The organism is Streptomyces sp. TLI_146 (genome assembly GCF_002846415.1).
Taxonomy (GTDB): domain Bacteria; phylum Actinomycetota; class Actinomycetes; order Streptomycetales; family Streptomycetaceae; genus Streptomyces.
The window spans coordinates 1,395,775-1,413,219 of sequence record NZ_PJMX01000001.1; the positions used below are offsets into that span (position 1 = coordinate 1,395,775).

A 17,445-nucleotide genomic window follows, 5' to 3' on the forward strand; every position below is an offset into this window, starting at 1 on the left:
CTCATGACGACAGCGACGACTAGCGGCACCGCCGCTTCCCCGGCGCCCGCCCGCCGGGCGACCGGCTGGTACCGGCTGCCGGTGACCGCCGTGGAGCAGGTCGGCGACGAGTCGGTGGCGATCAGCCTCGCCGTGCCCGCCCCGCTCGCGGACACCTTCGCGCACCGGGCCGGCCAGCACGTGGTCGTACGGCACCGGCCCGAGGGCCGCGAGCTGCGCCGCAGCTACTCGGTCTGCCTGCCGCCCCGGGACCCGGCCGGGCTGCGGCTGGTGGTCAAGCGGCTGGGCGCGGACGGCTTCGCCGAGTACGCCACCAAGGAGCTCGCCCCCGGCGACACCCTCGAACTCGGCCCGCCCACCGGCGACTTCCGGCTGGCGGAGGTGCCCGGCGCGCACCACGTCCTGGTGGCGGGCGGCAGCGGCATCACCCCCCTGCTGAGCATGGCGGCGGCCGCGCTGCGGGAGGACCCCCACTGCCGGGTCTCGCTCGTCTACGCCAACCGCAGCGCGCAGTCGGTGCTCCTCGCGGACGAGCTGACCGACCTCAAGGACGCCCACGTCGGCCGGTTCTTCGCCCTGCACGTGCTCTCCCGCGAGGAGCGCGAGAGCGAGCTGCTCTCCGGCCGGATCGACGCGGCCCGGCTGCCCAAGCTGCTGGCACTGCTCGGCGCCGAGCCCGACGAGCGCACGCACTTCTACCTGTGCGGGCCGTGGGGGCTGGTCGAGACCGTCCGGGAGGCGCTCACACGGTGGGGCGCGGACGAGGCGCGGGTGCGCTTCGAGCTCTTCTCCACCGGCGGCGGCCTCCCGCCCGCGCCGGAGCCGGAGCCACTGGGCCGCACCGGCCTCATCTCCGCCCGGCTGGACGGCCGCACCACCGAGACGGTGATGCGGCCCGAGGACCGTGTGGTGCTGGACGCCGTGCTGCGCGCCCGGCCCGAGACCCCGTACTCCTGCCGCGACGGCCTGTGCGGCAGCTGTCGCGCCAAGGTCGTCCGGGGCAGCGCGGTGATGGACCGTCAGTACGCCCTGGGCCCGGCGGAGCTGGCCGCCGGCTACACCCTGCCCTGCCGGGCCCGGCCGGAGTCGGACGAGATCGCGCTCGACTTCGACGCCTGAGCACCCGCCCGCAGCCCGACACCCGTACACGGCAGACGAATTGCCCCCACGACCGCAGCGACGACCGCGCGGTCCCCCGAGATCACAGGAGTGTGGAGAGATGACCAGTACGGGCAGGCTGAGCGACCGGACGGCCCTGGTGACCGGCGGCAGCCGGGGAATCGGCCGGGCGATCTCGCTCCGGCTCGCCGCCGAGGGCGCCCTGGTGGCCGTCCACTACGGGCACCGCACCGAGGCCGCCGAGGAGGCCGTCGCCGAGATCGAGGCGGCGGGCGGCCGGGCGTTCGCGCTCCGCGCCGAGCTCGGGGTGCCCGGCGACGCCGAGGCGCTGTGGACCGCCTTCGACAAGGGGCTGTCCGAGTACGGCGCCCGGCCCGGCCTGGACATCCTCGTCAACAACGCCGGGATCACCCTGCCGAAGCGGATCGGTGACGTCAGCGAGGAGGAGTACGACCGGCTCTTCGCGATCAACGTCAAGGCCCCCTTCTTCGTCATCCAGCAGGGCCTCGGCCGGCTGCGCGACGGCGGCCGCATCATCAACATCTCCTCCGGCGTCACCCGGATCGCCATGCCGAACATCTCCGCGTACTCGATGACCAAGGGCGCCCTGGACACCCTCACCCTCGCCCTCGCCCCGGAGCTGGGCGCGCGGGGGATCACCGTGAACGCGGTGGCGCCCGGCTTCACCTACACGGAGATCAACCCGACCCTGAAGATGCCCGAGGTGCTGAACGCGTACGCGGCCACCTCCGTCTTCAACCGGATCGGCCGCCCGTCGGACATCGCCGACGTGGTCGCGTTCGTGGCGAGTGACGACGCGCGCTGGGTCACCGGCCAGTGGCTGGACGCGACCGGGGGCGCGCACATCGGAATGCCGGTCTGACCACCCGGCCCGCCCACGACCTACGGAGACCCATGACCGAGCAGACCAGCGCCCTCGCCACGCCTCCGGCCGCCGACGAGGCGCCCCAGGCGCAGTTCGAGGGGACGACGCCGTACGAGGACTACGTCCACGCCTCGCTGCTTTCCACCCTCCAGCGGCCGCTGTCCAACGACCCCGGTGAGATGGCGTTCATCGTCACCACCCAGGTGATGGAGCTGTGGTTCACCCTCATCGTGTACGAGTGGCGCACGGCGCGGGACGCCTTACTCAAGGACGACCTGGAGCAGGCCATGGACGCGCTGCGCCGCAGCCGCCGCTCGCACCAGGCGCTCAACGACTCCTGGACGCCGCTGGCGGCGCTGACCCCGGTCCAGTTCAACGGGTTCCGCGCGGCGTTCGGCGAGGCCTCCGGGTTCCAGTCGGCGCAGTACCGCCACATGGAGTTCCTGCTCGCCGACAAGTCCCGCTCCATGGTGCAGGCGCACCGCGGGCATCCGGCCGTCTACGCCGAGCTGGAGCAGGCGCTGGCCGAGCCGTCGCTCTACGACGAGGTGCTGCGCTTCCTGTACCGGCGCGGGCTGCCCGTGCCGGAGCACGTCGTGGAGCGGGACGTGACCGAGCCGTACCAGCCGGACTCCTGGGTCGAGGAGGTCTGGCGGCAGATCTACGCCGGGCCGCAGGACGACCCGCTGGTGCGCCTCGGCGAGGAGCTCACCGAGGTCGCCGAGCTGGTGCTGCGCTGGCGCAGCGACCATCTGCTCGCGACCCGCCGGGCGATGGGCGCCAAGGCGGGCAGCGGCGGCTCCCCGGGTGTGGCGTGGCTGGAGAAGCGCGCCCAGCGGTCCGTGTTCCCCGAGCTCTGGACGGCGCGCAGCTATGTCTAGGACCCCTTCCGCGTTCGCGGCCGAGGAGGAGCGCCGGGTACTGAGCATCCGCCCGGTCCTCGCCCCCGTGCACCGCAAGTACGGCTCGCACCCGCACCAGGTGTACGACCTGTGGCCGGCCGAGGACCCCGAGGCACCGGTGGTGATGCTGCTGCACGGCGGCTACTGGCGCTACGACCGGATGCATCTGACCCCGTTCGCGGCGCATCTGGCACAGCAGGGGTTCACCACGATCCTGCCGGGCTTCCGCAGGTCGGGCGGGGCGGGCGGCTACCCGGCCACCTTCGACGACATCGCGCTGGCCGTGGACACGATCCCGCAGGGGCGGCCGTTCGTGCTGGCGGGCCACTGCTCCGGCGGCCACCTCGCCCTGTGGGCCGGGGCGCGCGGGCTGCTCCCCGAGAGCTCGCCCTGGTACACCACGCGGCTGCCCAGCGCGATCCTGGGCCTCGCCCCGATCACCGACCTGGCGGCGACCATCCGCGACGACCTCAGCGACGGCGCGGGCCTGCAACTGCTCGGCGGCGCCGACCAGGTCGAGGCGCGGCTCCCGCTGGTCGACCCGCTGACGCTGCTGCGCGGCAAGGGCACCACGGGGGTGCGCACGGTGGTGCTGAACGGGGCGGCGGACGAGGAGGTGCCGCTCGGGCAGTTCACGGACTACCTGGCCGTGCATACGGACGCGGAGCACGTCGTACTGCCGGGCACCGGCCACTACACGCTGATCGAGCCCGGATCCCAGGCGTCCCGGGCCGTGATCGAGACGCTGGGAAGGCTGGCGTCGGAAAGCTGAGCGGTCCAGGGGACTTCCAGGAGTCCGCTCAGCGGCTTTCCAAGGCCGGGACGCGGGGGTGCACAAGCGTTTACCCTAAGAGGGGGTGAACGCTTGTGCACCCCTTTCCTGACCAGCCTCTGGAGCAGCAGCATGGCCGCGGCGACAGCCACCCCCGCCCACGATCCCCGCACCCGCTTCGTCGTCCCCGTGCTCGCCTTCTGCGGTGTGGTCGTGGCCGTGATGCAGACGCTGGTCGTACCGCTGCTGCCGCACATCCCGGCCCTCACCGGCAGCAGTCCGGGCGCGGCGGGCTGGCTCGTCACCATCACGCTGCTGACCGGCGCGGTCTTCACCCCGGTGCTCGGCCGGGTCGGCGACATGTACGGCAAGCGGCGCGTCCTGCTCGCCTCGCTCGGCGTGCTGACCGCCGGATCCGTGCTGTGCGCGGCCACCTCGGACATCGGGGTGCTGATCGCGGGCCGGGCGCTCCAGGGCGCCGCCCTCGCCGTCATCCCGCTCGGCATCAGCATCATCCGCGACGAACTGCCGCCCGCCCGCGTCCTGCCCTCCATAGCCCTGATGAGCTCCACGCTCGGCATCGGCGCCGCCGTGGGGCTCCCGGTGGCGGCCCTGGTCGTGGAGAACTTCGACTGGCACACCATGTTCTGGGCCTCGGCGGCTCTCGGCCTGCTCGATCTGCTCCTGGTGCTCTGGATCGTCCCGGAGTCCCCGGTGCGCACTCCCGGCCGCTTCGACGTGCTCGGCACGCTCGGCCTCACCGCCGCCCTGGTCGGCGTGCTGCTCGCGATCACCCAGGGCGCCGACTGGGGCTGGACCTCGGCCCCCACCCTCGGCCTGCTCGCCGGGTCGCTGGCGGTGGCCCTGGTCTGGGGCCGCTACGAGCTGCGTACCGAATCCCCGATGGTCGACCTGCGCGTCTCGGCCCGGCCCGCGGTCCTGCTCACCAACATCGCCGCCCTTTTCATCGGATTCGCCTTCTACGCCAACTCGTTGGTGACCGCGCAGATGGTGCAGGAGCCCAAGGCGACCGGATACGGACTGGGCGCGTCCATCGTGGTCAGCGGCCTGTGTCTGCTGCCCGGCGGTCTCTCGATGGTCGCGCTGTCGCCGGTGTCGGCCAAGATATCCGCCAAGTACGGCCCCAGGACGGCCCTCGGCCTGGCCGCCTGCGTCATGGCGGTCGGTTACGTCGTACGGTTCTTCACCAGCCACAGCCTCTGGCTGATCGTGGCCGGCGCCACCGTGGTCTCCGCCGGTACCGCCATCGCGTACTCGGCGCTCCCGGCCCTCGTCATGCAGGGCGTGCCGGTGAGCGAGACCGGCGCCGCGAACGGCCTCAACACCCTGATGCGCTCGGTGGGCCAGGCGTGCTGCAGCGCGGTGGTCACCGCGGTCCTGGCCAACGTCACGTTCGTGGCCGCGGGCCGCACCGCCCCCACCCTGCACGCGTATCTGCTGATCTTCCTCATCGCGGCGGGCGCCGCGCTCGCGGCCCTGGTGGCCACCGCCTTCCTGCCCGCGCGGCGACCGGAGCGCGCCGAGGCGGCCGGGGCCGGTACGGTCGGAGGGTCGACATCGGTGCCCGCGGCCCAGGAGGGCAGATGACCACCGCGCCCGTGGAGAGCACGGCCCCCGAGCAGGGCACCGGCCGCGACGCCATCCTGCGCGCCGCGCGCCGCGCCTTCGCCCTGCGCGCCTACGCCGAGGTGACCCTGCGGGGCATCGCGGCCGACGCGGGGGTCAGCCCGTCCCTCATCGTGAAGCGGTTCGGCAGCAAGGAGCAGCTGTTCCACACGGTCGCCGACTTCCAGCCCGTGGCCGACGAGCTGTTCGCGGCGCCGCCCGCCGAGCTCGGACGCCACCTCGTGCTGACGATGCTGCGGCTGCGCGACGAGTTCCGGGGCGACCCGCTGCTGCGCGTCGTCTTCTCGCTGGGGCGGGACGACGAGCGCACGCTGCTGCGGGACCGGTTCCGGGAGCAGGTCACCGCGCGGCTGTCCGGGCTGCTGCCCGGGCCCGACGGGGAGTTGCGGGCGGAGCTGATCGCGGGGCAGTTGCTCGGTCTTGGCGCGACGTTGAGCCTGCACCGTCCGGGCGCGGGGAACCTTGCCTCGGCCGAGCGGGTTGCGGATCTGTATGCGCCGGGCTTGCAGCGGCTGATAGATGGGGATTAGGCGCTCCCGCCGGTTGTTCTTCGTCTGCGGGCCCCCTGTGGCTGGTCGCGCAGTTCCCCGCGCCCCTGAAAGATCATGGGGCCCCCGGGAACGTCACACGCACGGTCAGGCCTCCCCCCTCCCCGTTCGCGTACGCCGTCGTCGTCCCTCCGTGCGCCTGGGCGATCGCCGCGACGATCGACATGCCCAGGCCCGCGCCCTCGCCCGGGGCGTGGCGGTGGCGCTGGGTGAGGCGGCGGAACGGTTCGAAGAGGTCGGGGACCGTGTCCGGGGGGATCTCGGGGCCGGTGTTGGACACCGTGATGCCGTCGGGGCCGGTGCGGACCTCGACGCGGCCGTGCGGCACGTTGTGGCGGATGCCGTTGGCGACCAGGTTGTGCAGCAGCCGGTCGAGCAGCACCGCGTCCCCGGGCACGGTCAGGGGACCGGCGTGGACCGTGACCGTGAGGTCCCGCTCCTTCGCCTCGCCCGCGAGCGCGGCCACCGCCTCCCGGGCGACCTCGTGCACCGCCACCGGCTCCCGGCGCTCAAGGCCCTGCTCGGAGGCCGCGAGCAGCAGCAGTCCTTCGATGATCCGCTCGCTGTCGTCGGCGACCGCGATGAGCTTGGCGCGGATCCGCGCCACCTTGCGCGCGTCCGGCTCCCCCGCGAGCCCGATCTCCGCCGCCGCCCGCTGCACCGCCACCGGGGTGCGCAGCTCATGGGCGGCGTTGGCGGCGAACCGCTGCTGGGCCGAGACGAGCTGCTCCATCCGCCCCAGCATCCCGTCGAAGGTGTCCGCCAGCTGCTTGAGCTCGCCCGGCGGCGCCTCCAGGGCGATCCGCTCGTGCAGGTTCTCGCCGGACAGCCGCCGCGCGGTCTCGGTGATCACGGCGACCGGGCGCAGCACCCGGCCCGCCATCCACCAGGCCAGCGCGATGGAGAGCACCGCGTAGGCGCAGAGCACGATCACCGAGACCGCCAGCAGCCGGTTGAGCGCGGCGTCCTCGGCCGCGTCGCTGAGCGTCCGGGTCACCGCGAGACCCCGTACGACGCCCGGCGGCAGCGGGGACGGGCTCGCGGGCACGGCGCTCTGCCGGGGAGCGGGGGTGGAGGTGGGCAGGTCCCTCAGCTCCCTGGCGGGCACGGCGGTCGTCACGGCCGTGCTGATCGACGTGTACAGGCCCTGCTGGACCAGGAGGTACACCACGCCCGTGAGCAGCGCGCCCGCCAGCACGAGGAGCCCTCCGTACAGGGCGGTCAGCCGGGCGCGTTCGGACTTCATACGCCGATCCGGTAGCCCGCGCCCGGCACCGTCTCCACCACGGGCGGCTCGCCCAGTTTGGCGCGGAGCTTGCTGAGGGTGACGCGTACGGCGTTGGTGCGGTAGCTGGTGTGCTCCTCCCACACCTGCTCGATGAGGTCCTCGCCGCTGACCACCGCCCCCTCGGCCCGCAGCAGCGCTTCGAGCACCGCGAACTCCTTGCGCGACAGGTGCAGATGCCGTCCGTCGCGGCTGGCCTGGCGGCGGGCGGTGTCCAGGACGATCCCGGCGCGCTCCAGCACGGGCGGCAGGGCGGGCCGGGCACGCCGGCCGAGCGCCAGGACACGGGCGAGGAGTTCGTCGTACGCGAAGGGCTTGGCGAGGTAGTCGTCGGCGCCCAGGCCCAGGCCGTCGACCCGGTCGCGCACGGTCCCGGCGGCCGTCAGCATCAGCACCCGCGTCAGCAGCCGCCGCTCGACCACGTGCCGGCACACCTCGTCGCCGTGCAGGCCGGGCAGATCGCGGTCGAGGACCATCACGTCGTACGCGCCGAAGGCCAGCTTGCGCAGCGCCTCGGGGCCGTCGCAGGCCACGTCGACGGCGAGCGCGTCGCGGCGCAGCCCCTCGGCGATCATCTCCGCCAGGAATTCCTCGTCCTCCACCACCAGTACGCGCATGCCCCCTGTGTATACGAGAGGGGCCTTTCGCCGTTGTTAACGCATCCGCTGAGAGAAACGAAACACCCCCTCGCGGCAGGCTCCCGGCCATGACGACTTCTCAGCGACACCTCGGCCGGATCATGGCGGCCACGGCCCTCTCCGCCCTCGCGCTCGTCGCCACCGGCTGTTCGGGCGGCAAGGGCTCGGACGGCGGGAACGACAGCGCGAGCGACGCGGGCAAGAAGGCCGACCAGGCCCTGGAGCACCGCAAGTGCCTGCGCGAGCAGGGGCTGAACGTGCCCGAGCCCAAGCCCGGCCAGGACGACCGCGCTCTGAGCATCTCCGGCGACGGCATGACCAAGGAGAAGATGGAGAAGGCGCTCAAGGCGTGCGCGGGCAAGGGCGGCTCGGGCAGCGGCAAGGGCCCCACCCAGGCGGACAAGGACAAGATGCTCAAGTACGCCCAGTGCATGCGCAAGAACGGCTTCAACATGCCCGACCCGAAGTTCGACGGCGGGATGATGTCGGCGCAGCGCATCCCCGAAGGCGCCGAGAAGGTGAAGTTCGACAAGGCGAACAAGGCGTGCGAGAGCGTCAGCCGATGAGCCGCCGCCGACTGGCCGTCGCGCTCACCACGATCGTGCTGGTCGCCGGGGGCGGTGTCGCCGTCACCGCCCTCGGCACCCCCGAGCACAAGAAGTCCCAGGACCGCTCCGGGCTGCCGCCCGCCACCGCCCCCGTCACCCGCGGCGACCTCAGCGACAGCTCGCAGCGGGACGGCACGCTCGGCTTCCTCGGCGAGCGCCGGATCAACGCGGGCGCCACCGGCACCCTCAACTGGATCGCCGGTACGGGCTCGACCGTGCGGCGCGACGGACGCCTCTACGAGGTGGACGGCAGGCCGGTACGGCTGATGTACGGCTCGGAGCCGATGTACCGGACGCTGAGGAGCGGCGACAAGGGCAAGGACGTACGCCAGGTCGAGGAGAACCTGGCCGCGCTCGGCTACACCGGCTTCACCGTCGACGACGAGTACACCTCGGCCACCGCCGCCGCCGTCAAGCGCTGGCAGAAGTCCCACGACCTGAAGCAGACGGGGCAGATCGGCCCCGACCAGATCGCCTTCGCGGGCAGCGCCCTGCGGATCAAGGAGGCGGGCGCGGCGACCGGCGACCCGGTGGGCCCCGGCAAACCGGTGCTCACCGTCACCGGCTCGGAGCGGGTCGTCCGGTTCAAGGTGCCGGTCGCGGACGCCAAGTCGGCGAAGACCGGCACGAAGGTCTCGGTGCAGCTGCCGGACGGCAGCCGGGCGCCGGGCCGGGTGAGCGGGGTCGGAAAGACCGCGAAACCCGGCGACGACGCCCAGGACAAGACCCCGAAGATCGAGATCACGGTCTCCTTCGACGACCCCAAGAAGGTCGACGGCTTCGACCAGGCGCCCGTCACGGTCGAGCTGACCGGCGAGACCAGGAAGGACGTCCTGTCCGTCCCGGTCAACGCGCTGCTGGCGCTGCCCGGCGGGGGCTTCGGGGTCCAGGTGGTGGAGAACGGCACCGCCCGCGAGGTGGAGGTCGAGCTCGGCATGTTCGGGCAGGGGCGCGTGGAGGTCACCGGCAGCGGGCTGCGCGAGGGCACGAAGGTCGGGGTGCCGTCCGTATGAGCACGGTCGACATGAACACGGTCATCATGAGCACGGTCGTCCGGCTGACCGGCGTCACCAAGGAGTACGCGGGTGGCGTCCGGGCCCTCGACGGGGTCGATCTCACCATCGGGCGGGGCGAGTTGCTGGCGATCGCCGGTCCGTCCGGCTCCGGCAAGTCGACCCTGCTGCACATCGTCGGCACCCTGGACCGGCCCTCCGCCGGGACGGTGGAGATCGCGGGCCACGACGTGGCCTCGCTCAGTGACCGGCGGCTCTCCGCGCTGCGCTCGCAGCACATCGGCTTCGTCTTCCAGGCGTTCCACCTGGTGCCGGGCGTCAGCGCCCGGGACAACGTGGCCGAGGGACTGCTCTACTCCGGGCTGCCGCGCTCCCGGCGCCGCGCCCTGGCCGCCGACGCGCTGGCCCGCGTGGGCCTCGCGGACCGTATGAAGCACCGCCCGCACGAGCTGTCCGGCGGGCAGAAGCAGCGCGTCGCCATCGCCCGGGCCGTCGTGGGCGAGCCCGCTCTGCTGCTCGCCGACGAGCCGACCGGGGCACTGGACTCGGCGTCCGGGGAGGCCGTGATGGAGCTCCTGCACGATCTGAACCGGGAGGGGGCGACCATCGCCGTCATCACCCACGACACCGAGATAGCGGCGGGGCTCCCCCGCCAGGTGCGCATCCGCGACGGGCGTGTGGTCGCGGACACGGCACGGGGAAAGGTCGCGGCGTGACGGCTCCTGTCTCCCCTCGTACGGAAGGCGCTTCCCCTCGTACGAAAGGTGGTTCCCCCGGTACGGAAGGCGCTTCGCGCACCCGGCTCAAGGCGGCCCGGCTCGGTCCCCGGGACGTCCTGCACGTCGGTTCGGCCGGGCTGCGCAGCCGTCCGGTGCGGGTGGTGCTCTCGGCCCTCGGGATCGCCATCGGCATCGCGACGATGATCGCGGTGGTGGGCATCTCGGCCTCCAGCCAGGCGCAGTTGATGCGGCAGCTGGACGCGCTCGGCACCAACATGCTGGTGGCCAAGCCCGGCGAGAGCATGTTCAGCGGGCAGGAGGTGAAGCTGCCCAAGGACGCGCCGGGCATGGTGGGGCGCATCGACGGCGTCCAGGAGGTCGGCGCCACCGGCGACCTCAAGCAGTCCGTGCGGCGCACCGAGAAGATCCCCGAGGACGAGACCGGCGGGATCGCCGTCAAGGCGGCCACCGAACGGCTCCTCGATGTCCTGCGCGGCGAGGTCGCCTCCGGGACCTGGCTGAACGCCGCCAACGGCCGCTACCCGTCCGTGGTGCTCGGCCACGTCGCCGCCGAACGGCTCGGCGTGACCGGACCGGGGCAGCAGGTGTGGATCGGCGACCGGTACTTCACGGTCGTCGGCGTCCTCGGCCCGATGCCGCTGGCGCCCGAGATCGAACGGTCGGCGCTGGTCGGCTGGGCGGCGGCGCAGCGGCTGCTCGGCTTCGACGGACACCCCACGGCCGTGTACGAGCGGTCCACGGACGCCTCCGTGCGCCAGGTGCAGAAGCTGCTCGCGGCGACGGTCGACCCGCGCAACCCGCAGAACGTCGACGTCAGCGACCCGTCGGCGGCGCTCCAGGCGAAGGCGGCGACCGAGGGAGCGCTGTCGACGCTGCTGCTCGGCCTGGGCGGGATCGCGCTTCTGGTGGGCGGGGTCGGGGTCGCCAACACCATGATCATCTCGGTGCTCGAACGCCGTCACGAGATCGGTCTGCGGCGCTCACTCGGCGCCACCCGGGGCCAGATCCGCATCCAGTTCGTCGCGGAGTCGCTGATGCTCTCGGGCCTGGGCGGGCTCGCGGGCGTCGGTCTCGGCGCGGCGGCGACCGGGGTGTACGCCTCCTCGGGCGGGCTGCCGTGGGTGGTCCCGCTGTGGGCGGTCGGCGGCGGCTTCGGCGCGACCTTGGTGATCGGCACGCTCGCGGGCCTGTATCCGGCGGTACGGGCGGCACGGCTCTCCCCCACGCTGGCGCTGCACGCGGCGTAGGGGAGGAGGCGGGGGGCGGCGGGTCGTCGTGGGGGACGATCCGCCGCCCGTCGCCGTATCGGGTCGGAGCCGTATCGGGTCGGAGCCGCGTCGGGTCAGAACGGCTTGGTCGGCAGGTACTTGCCGTCCAGCGTGATCACCGCGCGCTCGCCGCCCTCGGGGTCGGCGACCTTCTTCACGTCCAGCTTGAAGTTGATCGCGGAGATGATGCCGTCCCCGAGCTGCTCGTGGACCAGGGCCTTCAGCGTGGTGCCGTAGACCTGGAGCATCTCGTAGAAGCGGTAGATCGTCGGGTCGGTGGGGATGCCGCCGGGGATCGAGCCGCGGGTCGGGATGGTCTGCAGCGTCCGGGCGTCATCGGCGTCCAGGTCCAGGAGCTCGGCGACGGCCTCGGCCGAGGCCGTGGGCAGCGGGTGCTGGCCGAGGACGGCGGCGGTGACGAAGGCGACCGACAGGCCCGCGGCGTCGGCTATCCGCTGCCAGGACAGGTCCTTGCGGATCTTGGCGTCGACGGCCTTGACGGCCAGGGCCTGGCGAGCGGCGTTGTCGAACTGGGCGTGCACCATGGGAAAGAGCTCCTTTTCGAGCGGGTGGAACGGGGGGGAAGAGGGGGTTCAGGCCGCGGCGGCGAAGGGGTCCACGACGTCGAGCTGCTCGACGGCGCCGCTGCCGATGTCGTAGCACCAGCCGTGCAGCGCGACCGTGCCCCGCGTCAGGGCACGGGCCACCGACGGGTGGGTGACCAGGTTCGCCAGCTGGGCGCGGACGTTGCCGCGCACGAGGGCGTCGACCCCGGCCGTGGTGGTGCGGGCCCGCGCGGCGTCCGCGTGGCGCAGCCAGTCGGCGGTGGTCGGCAGGGCGCCCATGTCGTGGCTCTCGGCCAGGGCGGTCATCGCGCCGCAGGCGGAGTGGCCGCAGATGACGATGTCGCTGACGCCCAGGGCGGCGACCGCGTACTCGATGCTGGCCGCGATGCCGTCGATACCCGGTGCGTACGCGGGGACGAGGTTTCCTGCGGTGCGGATGACGAACAGCTCGCCCGGCTCGCTGCCGGTGATCAGCTCCGGCACCACCCGGGCGTCGGAACAGCCGATGAACAGCGTCGAGGGCCGGTGGGTGGTCGCCAGGTGCGCGAAGAGCTCCGCCTTGGCCGGGAAGACGTCCCGGCGGAACCGTGCGACGCCCTCGGTGAGGTCTTGCATGTCACTCCCTTCGGTGGCTGTCGGCCCCGAGGGGCTGACGAGATCCACCATGCATGACCTGCTCCTATAGTGTCCAAGACGTGCTATCCATGTCTGCTATTGGTCTCATCTATAGTTGATCCATGGGTCCGGAACTGCGTCATCTGCGCTATCTGCTCGCCGTCGCCGAGCACGGCAGCTTCACCCGCGCCGCCGAGGAGCTGCGTATCTCGCAGCCCACGCTCTCCCAGCAGGTCAAACAGCTCGAACGCACGGTGGGGGCGCAGCTCCTGGACCGCACCGGGCGGACCGTACGGCTCACCGACGCGGGCGAGAGTTACGTCCACTACGCCCGCCGCGCCCTGCGGGAGCTGGCCGCCGCCGAGCGCGCGGTCCTCGACGTGGCCGACCTCTCGCGCGGCGGTCTGCGCCTCGCCGTGACGCCGACGTTCACCGCGTATCTGACCGGCCCTCTCGTCGCGGAGCTCCACACCCGCCACCCCGGCATCACCCTCGACGTCAAGGAGCTGGCGCAGGACCGCATCGAGGCCGGGCTGCTGGCCGACGAGCTCGACCTCGGCATCGCCTTCCACCGGCCCCATCTGCCCGGCATCGCCGCGACGCCCCTGTTCACCGAGACCCTGACCCTCGTCGTGGCCACCGCCTCCTCGGCACCGCTCCCCGTCCGCGACCTGGCCCACCGCCAACTCGCCCTTCTCAGCGGTGACTTCGCCACCCGCGGCCACATCGACGTCTACCTCGACGCGCATCGCGTGCGGCCGCACATCGCGGTGGAGGCCAACTCCGTCCAGGCCCTCGTGGAGATCGTCCAGCGCACCCCGCTGGCCACCGTCCTGCCCGACGCGGTCACCCACGACCACCCGCGCCTCCACCCGGTCCCGCTCGAACCGCCCCTGCCCGCCCGTACGGTGACCCTGCTGCGGCGGGAGAGCGCGTACGAGAGCGCCGCCGCCCGCGCCTTCACCCGCCTCACCCGACGGCTCGTACGCGACCGCGCCTATCCGCCCGTGTGAATCCCGTGTGAGAGCGGCCGCTCACAGCCCGGGCGCGCCCCACACCGGGAACCAGCGGGCGAGGTCCTGCTCGATGTGCAGGTCGTCCGCGAGGACCGCCTTGATCCGCAGCTCCAGCGCGCTGTCGCGCTTCTCGCCGGGGAGCGGGGCGAAGGGGTAGAACGTGCCGCGCTTGTAGAGGTACACCAGCGCGAGCGCCTGCCCCTCGGCGTTCTCGAAGCCGACCAGGGAGCACAGCAGTTGAGGGCCGAAGCCGCTGCCCTCCAGGGCGGTGTTCACCGCGTGCAGGTCACCGGCGAGCGCGGTCAGGTCGTCGGGGCCGCGTTGCGACAGGAGCCAGGTGTAGCCGTACTCGTCGCGGCTGGACTCCACCGGGCTCCCGGCCCGTTCGGCATCCGCGTTGAGCAGTTCCTCGACGTCCTCGCGGATCCGGGTGAAGGCGCCGCCCTCGACGGTGGTGAAGCAGACCGAGCCACGGCCGGTCGGCGTGAACCCGGCCGCCGCCTCCAGGGTGACGGCGGCCGAGGGCACCGCGAAGAGCCGGTCGAGGTCGGGGGCGACGGGCTTGGTGCGCCCGAGCAGGATGTCCAGGAAGCCCATGCGGATCAGTCACTCCGTCCTGTGCCGGCTCTCGTCGCGGAGCTCTCGTCCGTACGGTCCGGGGCGGGCGAGGCCGTTCATGCCGGGCGGCCCAGCTCGGCGGAGATCTTCGCCAGTCCGTCGAGCCGCTGCTCCAGGCTGGGGTGGGTGGACAGCAGCCGGGAGAGCGAGGCGCCGGCGCCGAGGGCGGGCACGAAGTAGAAGGCGTTGAACGCGCCGGCCGTGCGCAGGTCCTTGCTGGGGATGCGGGCGATGTCGCCGTCCAGCTTGGTCAGCGCCGAGGCGAGCGCGGAGGGGCGGCCGGTGAGCAGGGCGGCCGCGCGGTCGGCGGCCAGCTCCCGGTACCGGGACAGTGCCCGGATCAGCAGGAAGCTCAGCGCGTACACCGCCGCCGAGACCGCCATGACGGCCAGCAGGATGGCGAAGGTGTTCTGGTCGCCGCGGCGGCGGCCGCCGAACATCTGGGAGTAGAAGGCGAAGCGGACGATGAGCCCGGCGATGACGCCCAGGAACGAGGCCACGGTGATCACCGCGACGTCGCGGTGGGCGACGTGCGAGAGCTCGTGCGCCAGCACCCCCTCCAACTCCTCCGGCTCCAGGCGCCTGAGCAGGCCTGTGGTGACGCAGACGACGGCGTGGTCGGCGTTGCGCCCGGTGGCGAAGGCGTTGGGAAGGTCGGTGTCGGCGAGGGCGACCCGGGGCACGGGCATGTCCGCCGTGGCGCACAACCGGTCGATGACGCCGTGCAGTTGGGGATGCTCCTCACGGGTGACGAGGCGGCCGCGCATGGCGTAGAGGGCGATGCGGTCGGAGAACCAGTACTGCCCGAACAGCAGGGCCGCGGCGATGACGACGACCAGCACCGTCGACTTCAGCAGGACGAGCAGCGCGGCCACGAACCCCACGTACAGCAGGCCGAGCAGAAAGAGGGTGACCAGCATGCGGGCGGTCAGCTGCCGGTCGGGCTGGAAACGGCCGATCATGATGTCTCCCCGGGGCCCGGGTCCTTGGACACTTACTCTCCACCATGCCACTTACGGCGGCCGTAAGAGCCTGTCTTTGAACCCCCGTCGTTCGCCCGGAGGGCGGGCGCAGACGGGGGTTCAAAGACAGGCTCTTAGGGGCGCTGCGGCGAGGAGATGAGGGGTAGAGGTCGGTCGGGTATCAGCCGGGGATTCAGTCGTGATCGAGGAGAGGGCCGCTTGATGAGCCAGCCATTCGGTTTCTACCAGAACGAGATCTTCTTCGAGGGGCTCGGCGGTGTCGTGCCGCGCTTCCCCTTCGCATACGAGGAGCTGGAGTCCCGCGCCGAGGCCGCGCTGGGGCCTTCGCTGTGGTCGTACGTGGCGGGCGGCGCGGGGGACGAGCGCACCCAGCGGGCCAACGCGTCGGCCTTCGAGCGCTGGGGGCTCTACCCGAGGATGTTCGTCGGGGCCGCGCGGCGCGACCTGTCCGTCGAGCTGTTCGGGATGACCTGGCCGTCGCCGCTGTTCATGGCGCCGATCGGGGTCATCGGGCTGTGCGCCCAGGACGGGCACGGCGATCTGGCGACGGCCAGGGCGGCCGCCCGCACCGGCGTCCCGATGGTCGCCTCGACGCTGACCGTCGACCCCCTGGAGGAGGTCGCCGCCGAGTTCGGCTCCACGCCGGGCTTCTTCCAGCTGTACACCCCCACCGACCGCGAGCTGGCCGAGAGCCTGGTGCGCCGGGCCGAGAAGGCGGGGTTCAAGGCCATCGTCGTCACTCTCGACACCTGGGTCACGGGGTGGCGCCCGCGCGATCTGAGCACCGCCAACTTCCCCCAGCTGCGGGGCCACTGCCTGGCCAACTACACCAGCGACCCGGTCTTCCGGGCCACCCTCGACCGAACCCCCGAGGAGGATCCGCGGGCCGCCGCCATGCGCTGGGCGCAGGTCTTCGGCAACCCCCTCACCTGGGACGACCTGCCCTGGCTGCGCTCGCTCACCCAGCTGCCGCTGATCGTGAAGGGCATCTGCCACCCCGAGGACGTCCGGCGCGCCAAGGACGGCGGCGTGGACGGGATCTACTGCTCCAACCACGGCGGCCGCCAGGCCAACGGCGGGCTGCCCGCCCTGGACGCGCTGCCCGGCGTGGTCGAGGCGGCCGACGGCCTGCCCGTGCTGTTCGACTCCGGCGTCCGCACCGGGACGGACATCGTGAAGGCCGTGGCCCTGGGCGCCACGGCCGTCGGCGTCGGCCGCCCCTACGCGTACGGACTCTCCATCGGCGGTACGGACGGTGTCGTCCACGTGCTGCGCTCGCTGCTCGCCGAGGCGGATCTGCTGATGGCGGTGGACGGCTATCCGACGCTCGCCGACCTCACGCCCGAATCCCTTCGGCGCGTCCTCTGACACCTGACGCCCGCCTGGCACCCGTCCCGCCCGCGCGGCCGTGCACCGGCTCAGGGAAAGGCCTGAGCCGGCTCGCCGTGACCCTCGGTTCGTCAGCGCGCCGACGCCGTCACGCCGACCGCTTCCAGCCTGGCCGGATCGGCCCGCAGGATGGCTTCCTGGGTCAGCCGCAGCGGCGGGCCCGGTTCGACGCCCAGCTCCTCCCGGATGACCTGGCGCGCGCTGCGGTAGACGCCCAGGGCGTCGCCCTGGCGGCCCACCCGGTACAGGGCGGCCATCAGCTGGCGGTAGAAGGGCTCCCGCAGCGGGTGCTGGACGACGAGTCCCTTGAGCTCCTCTATCACGGCGTGATGGCGGCCGAGCGCCAGGGCGGATTCAATATTCAGCTCGATGCAATTCAGCCGTTTTTCCTCCTCCACGGCGGCGAACGAGCTGATCTCCGAAGACCCCGACATGCCGTCCAGAACCGGCCCCCGCCACATGGCGAGGGCATTTCTCAGACACTCGGACGCGGCCAGGTAGTCGGCCGCCAGGTAACGGGCCCGACCGCTTTCATACAGCCTCTCGAAGTTCCGGACATCGAGTTGGTTCGGGCTGACGTCGAGAATGTAACCCGGGGAAACAGTGACGATCGGCGACGCCCGGCCGGGTGTGCCGAGCAGCTTGCGCAGCTGCGACACATACACCCGCAGGCTCGCCGCCGCACACCGCGGCGGATGCTGTTCCCAGAGCTCCGCCATGAGTTTGTCGCCCGGTACGGTCTCCCCTGCCCGGATCGTCAGCAGAGCGAGCAGCTTGGCGATCTTCGGTGGCGCGGGCGTCAGATCGACGTCGCCGCAGGTCACCCGGAGCC

Annotated in this window: 19 protein-coding genes; 12 read left to right on the top strand and 7 right to left on the bottom strand. The window is 72.5% G+C overall.

All coding sequences use genetic code 11. From position 1 onward, the window contains the following. Positions 1 to 3: 3 nt before the first annotated feature. The 6 genes from BX283_RS06430 to BX283_RS06455 all read left to right on the top strand — a co-directional run bounded on the left by BX283_RS06430 (position 4) and on the right by BX283_RS06455 (position 5,856). On the top strand, positions 4 to 1,119 hold the full coding sequence (locus BX283_RS06430) for a 2Fe-2S iron-sulfur cluster-binding protein (protein ID WP_101386679.1): 1,116 nt from the start codon (positions 4 to 6) through the stop codon (positions 1,117 to 1,119). 100 nt (positions 1,120 to 1,219) lie between these two features. After that, positions 1,220 to 2,002 carry an SDR family oxidoreductase gene (locus tag BX283_RS06435; RefSeq protein ID WP_101386680.1) on the top strand — a complete coding sequence of 261 codons (783 nt, stop codon included), beginning with the start codon at positions 1,220 to 1,222 and terminating at the stop codon, positions 2,000 to 2,002. Positions 2,003 to 2,034: 32 nt separating this feature from the next. Continuing rightward, complete coding sequence (locus tag BX283_RS06440; protein WP_101386681.1) at positions 2,035 to 2,886, top strand: tryptophan 2,3-dioxygenase; 852 nt, start codon at positions 2,035 to 2,037, stop codon at positions 2,884 to 2,886. Then, complete coding sequence (locus BX283_RS06445) at positions 2,879 to 3,679, top strand: alpha/beta hydrolase (protein ID WP_101386682.1); 801 nt, start codon at positions 2,879 to 2,881, stop codon at positions 3,677 to 3,679. The genes BX283_RS06440 and BX283_RS06445 overlap by 8 nt, the downstream gene beginning before the upstream one ends. Positions 3,680 to 3,811: 132 nt before the next feature. Further along, positions 3,812 to 5,287 carry an MFS transporter gene (locus tag BX283_RS06450; protein WP_101386683.1) on the top strand — a complete coding sequence of 492 codons (1,476 nt, stop codon included), beginning with the start codon at positions 3,812 to 3,814 and terminating at the stop codon, positions 5,285 to 5,287. Then, positions 5,284 to 5,856: a TetR family transcriptional regulator gene (locus tag BX283_RS06455; protein WP_101386684.1), complete on the top strand. Its 573-nt coding sequence runs from the start codon at positions 5,284 to 5,286 to the stop codon at positions 5,854 to 5,856. Before BX283_RS06450 ends, BX283_RS06455 begins: the two co-directional genes overlap by 4 nt. Positions 5,857 to 5,929: 73 nt before the next feature. On the opposite strand, the gene BX283_RS06460 is transcribed toward BX283_RS06455, so the two are convergent. Both BX283_RS06460 and BX283_RS06465 read right to left on the bottom strand, forming a co-directional pair. Further along, positions 5,930 to 7,120 (bottom strand): HAMP domain-containing sensor histidine kinase, encoded by a 1,191-nt coding sequence (locus BX283_RS06460; RefSeq protein ID WP_101386685.1) that lies wholly within the window; start codon positions 7,118 to 7,120, stop codon positions 5,930 to 5,932. Then, on the bottom strand, positions 7,117 to 7,776 hold the full coding sequence (locus BX283_RS06465) for a response regulator transcription factor (RefSeq protein WP_101386686.1): 660 nt from the start codon (positions 7,774 to 7,776) through the stop codon (positions 7,117 to 7,119). Before BX283_RS06465 ends, BX283_RS06460 begins: the two co-directional genes overlap by 4 nt. 89 nt (positions 7,777 to 7,865) lie before the next feature. Here BX283_RS06465 and BX283_RS06470 point away from each other — a divergent pair, with 89 nt between their 5' ends. From BX283_RS06470 to BX283_RS06485, 4 genes are all read left to right on the top strand, one after another. Continuing rightward, positions 7,866 to 8,363 (top strand): hypothetical protein, encoded by a 498-nt coding sequence (locus tag BX283_RS06470; RefSeq protein WP_101386687.1) that lies wholly within the window; start codon positions 7,866 to 7,868, stop codon positions 8,361 to 8,363. Next, the gene (locus BX283_RS06475) at positions 8,360 to 9,418 is read left to right on the top strand and encodes an efflux RND transporter periplasmic adaptor subunit (RefSeq protein WP_180357079.1); all 1,059 of its coding nucleotides are present in this window, start codon (positions 8,360 to 8,362) and stop codon (positions 9,416 to 9,418) included. The genes BX283_RS06470 and BX283_RS06475 overlap by 4 nt, the downstream gene beginning before the upstream one ends. Further along, the gene (locus tag BX283_RS06480) at positions 9,415 to 10,134 is read left to right on the top strand and encodes an ABC transporter ATP-binding protein (protein ID WP_101386689.1); all 720 of its coding nucleotides are present in this window, start codon (positions 9,415 to 9,417) and stop codon (positions 10,132 to 10,134) included. The genes BX283_RS06475 and BX283_RS06480 overlap by 4 nt, the downstream gene beginning before the upstream one ends. Positions 10,135 to 10,253: 119 nt before the next feature. Next, complete coding sequence (locus BX283_RS06485) at positions 10,254 to 11,405, top strand: ABC transporter permease (RefSeq protein ID WP_257584248.1); 1,152 nt, start codon at positions 10,254 to 10,256, stop codon at positions 11,403 to 11,405. A gap of 95 nt (positions 11,406 to 11,500) precedes the next feature. On the opposite strand, the gene cynS is transcribed toward BX283_RS06485, so the two are convergent. Together cynS and BX283_RS06495 are read right to left on the bottom strand one after the other, a co-directional pair. After that, positions 11,501 to 11,971 carry a cyanase gene (gene cynS, locus BX283_RS06490; protein ID WP_101386691.1) on the bottom strand — a complete coding sequence of 157 codons (471 nt, stop codon included), beginning with the start codon at positions 11,969 to 11,971 and terminating at the stop codon, positions 11,501 to 11,503. Positions 11,972 to 12,019: 48 nt separating this feature from the next. Then, on the bottom strand, positions 12,020 to 12,607 hold the full coding sequence (locus BX283_RS06495; RefSeq protein WP_101386692.1) for a carbonic anhydrase: 588 nt from the start codon (positions 12,605 to 12,607) through the stop codon (positions 12,020 to 12,022). Positions 12,608 to 12,729: 122 nt separating this feature from the next. Between BX283_RS06495 and cynR the strand changes: the two genes are divergently transcribed. Beyond that, positions 12,730 to 13,620 carry a transcriptional regulator CynR gene (gene cynR, locus BX283_RS06500; protein WP_101386693.1) on the top strand — a complete coding sequence of 297 codons (891 nt, stop codon included), beginning with the start codon at positions 12,730 to 12,732 and terminating at the stop codon, positions 13,618 to 13,620. A 21-nt stretch (positions 13,621 to 13,641) separates the two neighbouring features. Here cynR and BX283_RS06505 read toward each other — a convergent pair whose 3' ends face one another. Together BX283_RS06505 and htpX are read right to left on the bottom strand one after the other, a co-directional pair. Continuing rightward, the gene (locus tag BX283_RS06505; protein WP_101386694.1) at positions 13,642 to 14,220 is read right to left on the bottom strand and encodes a hypothetical protein; all 579 of its coding nucleotides are present in this window, start codon (positions 14,218 to 14,220) and stop codon (positions 13,642 to 13,644) included. A 77-nt stretch (positions 14,221 to 14,297) separates the two neighbouring features. After that, positions 14,298 to 15,203 (bottom strand): zinc metalloprotease HtpX, encoded by a 906-nt coding sequence (gene htpX / locus BX283_RS06510; protein WP_101386695.1) that lies wholly within the window; start codon positions 15,201 to 15,203, stop codon positions 14,298 to 14,300. Between the two features lie 222 nt (positions 15,204 to 15,425). Between htpX and BX283_RS06515 the strand changes: the two genes are divergently transcribed. Beyond that, positions 15,426 to 16,592 (top strand): alpha-hydroxy-acid oxidizing protein, encoded by a 1,167-nt coding sequence (locus BX283_RS06515; RefSeq protein WP_101386696.1) that lies wholly within the window; start codon positions 15,426 to 15,428, stop codon positions 16,590 to 16,592. 92 nt (positions 16,593 to 16,684) lie between these two features. Here BX283_RS06515 and BX283_RS06520 read toward each other — a convergent pair whose 3' ends face one another. Then, positions 16,685 to 17,437, bottom strand: coding sequence for an AfsR/SARP family transcriptional regulator (locus tag BX283_RS06520; RefSeq protein ID WP_180357080.1), 753 nt, complete (start codon positions 17,435 to 17,437; stop codon positions 16,685 to 16,687). Between the last annotated feature and the right edge of the window lie 8 nt (positions 17,438 to 17,445).

Excerpts from the sequence above, each read along its gene's own strand:
- BX283_RS06430 (WP_101386679.1), top strand. The coding sequence starts at position 4 with ATGACGACAGCGACGACTAGCGGCACCGCCGCTTCCCCGGCGCCCGCC.
- BX283_RS06435 (WP_101386680.1), top strand. The coding sequence starts at position 1,220 with ATGACCAGTACGGGCAGGCTGAGCGACCGGACGGCCCTGGTGACCGGC.
- BX283_RS06440 (WP_101386681.1), top strand. The coding sequence starts at position 2,035 with ATGACCGAGCAGACCAGCGCCCTCGCCACGCCTCCGGCCGCCGACGAG.
- BX283_RS06445 (WP_101386682.1), top strand. The coding sequence starts at position 2,879 with ATGTCTAGGACCCCTTCCGCGTTCGCGGCCGAGGAGGAGCGCCGGGTA.
- BX283_RS06450 (WP_101386683.1), top strand. The coding sequence starts at position 3,812 with ATGGCCGCGGCGACAGCCACCCCCGCCCACGATCCCCGCACCCGCTTC.
- BX283_RS06455 (WP_101386684.1), top strand. The coding sequence starts at position 5,284 with ATGACCACCGCGCCCGTGGAGAGCACGGCCCCCGAGCAGGGCACCGGC.
- BX283_RS06460 (WP_101386685.1), bottom strand. The coding sequence starts at position 7,120 with ATGAAGTCCGAACGCGCCCGGCTGACCGCCCTGTACGGAGGGCTCCTC.
- BX283_RS06465 (WP_101386686.1), bottom strand. The coding sequence starts at position 7,776 with ATGCGCGTACTGGTGGTGGAGGACGAGGAATTCCTGGCGGAGATGATC.
- BX283_RS06470 (WP_101386687.1), top strand. The coding sequence starts at position 7,866 with ATGACGACTTCTCAGCGACACCTCGGCCGGATCATGGCGGCCACGGCC.
- BX283_RS06475 (WP_180357079.1), top strand. The coding sequence starts at position 8,360 with ATGAGCCGCCGCCGACTGGCCGTCGCGCTCACCACGATCGTGCTGGTC.
- BX283_RS06480 (WP_101386689.1), top strand. The coding sequence starts at position 9,415 with ATGAGCACGGTCGACATGAACACGGTCATCATGAGCACGGTCGTCCGG.
- cynS (WP_101386691.1), bottom strand. The coding sequence starts at position 11,971 with ATGGTGCACGCCCAGTTCGACAACGCCGCTCGCCAGGCCCTGGCCGTC.
- BX283_RS06495 (WP_101386692.1), bottom strand. The coding sequence starts at position 12,607 with ATGCAAGACCTCACCGAGGGCGTCGCACGGTTCCGCCGGGACGTCTTC.
- cynR (WP_101386693.1), top strand. The coding sequence starts at position 12,730 with ATGGGTCCGGAACTGCGTCATCTGCGCTATCTGCTCGCCGTCGCCGAG.
- BX283_RS06505 (WP_101386694.1), bottom strand. The coding sequence starts at position 14,220 with ATGGGCTTCCTGGACATCCTGCTCGGGCGCACCAAGCCCGTCGCCCCC.
- htpX (WP_101386695.1), bottom strand. The coding sequence starts at position 15,203 with ATGATCGGCCGTTTCCAGCCCGACCGGCAGCTGACCGCCCGCATGCTG.
- BX283_RS06515 (WP_101386696.1), top strand. The coding sequence starts at position 15,426 with ATGAGCCAGCCATTCGGTTTCTACCAGAACGAGATCTTCTTCGAGGGG.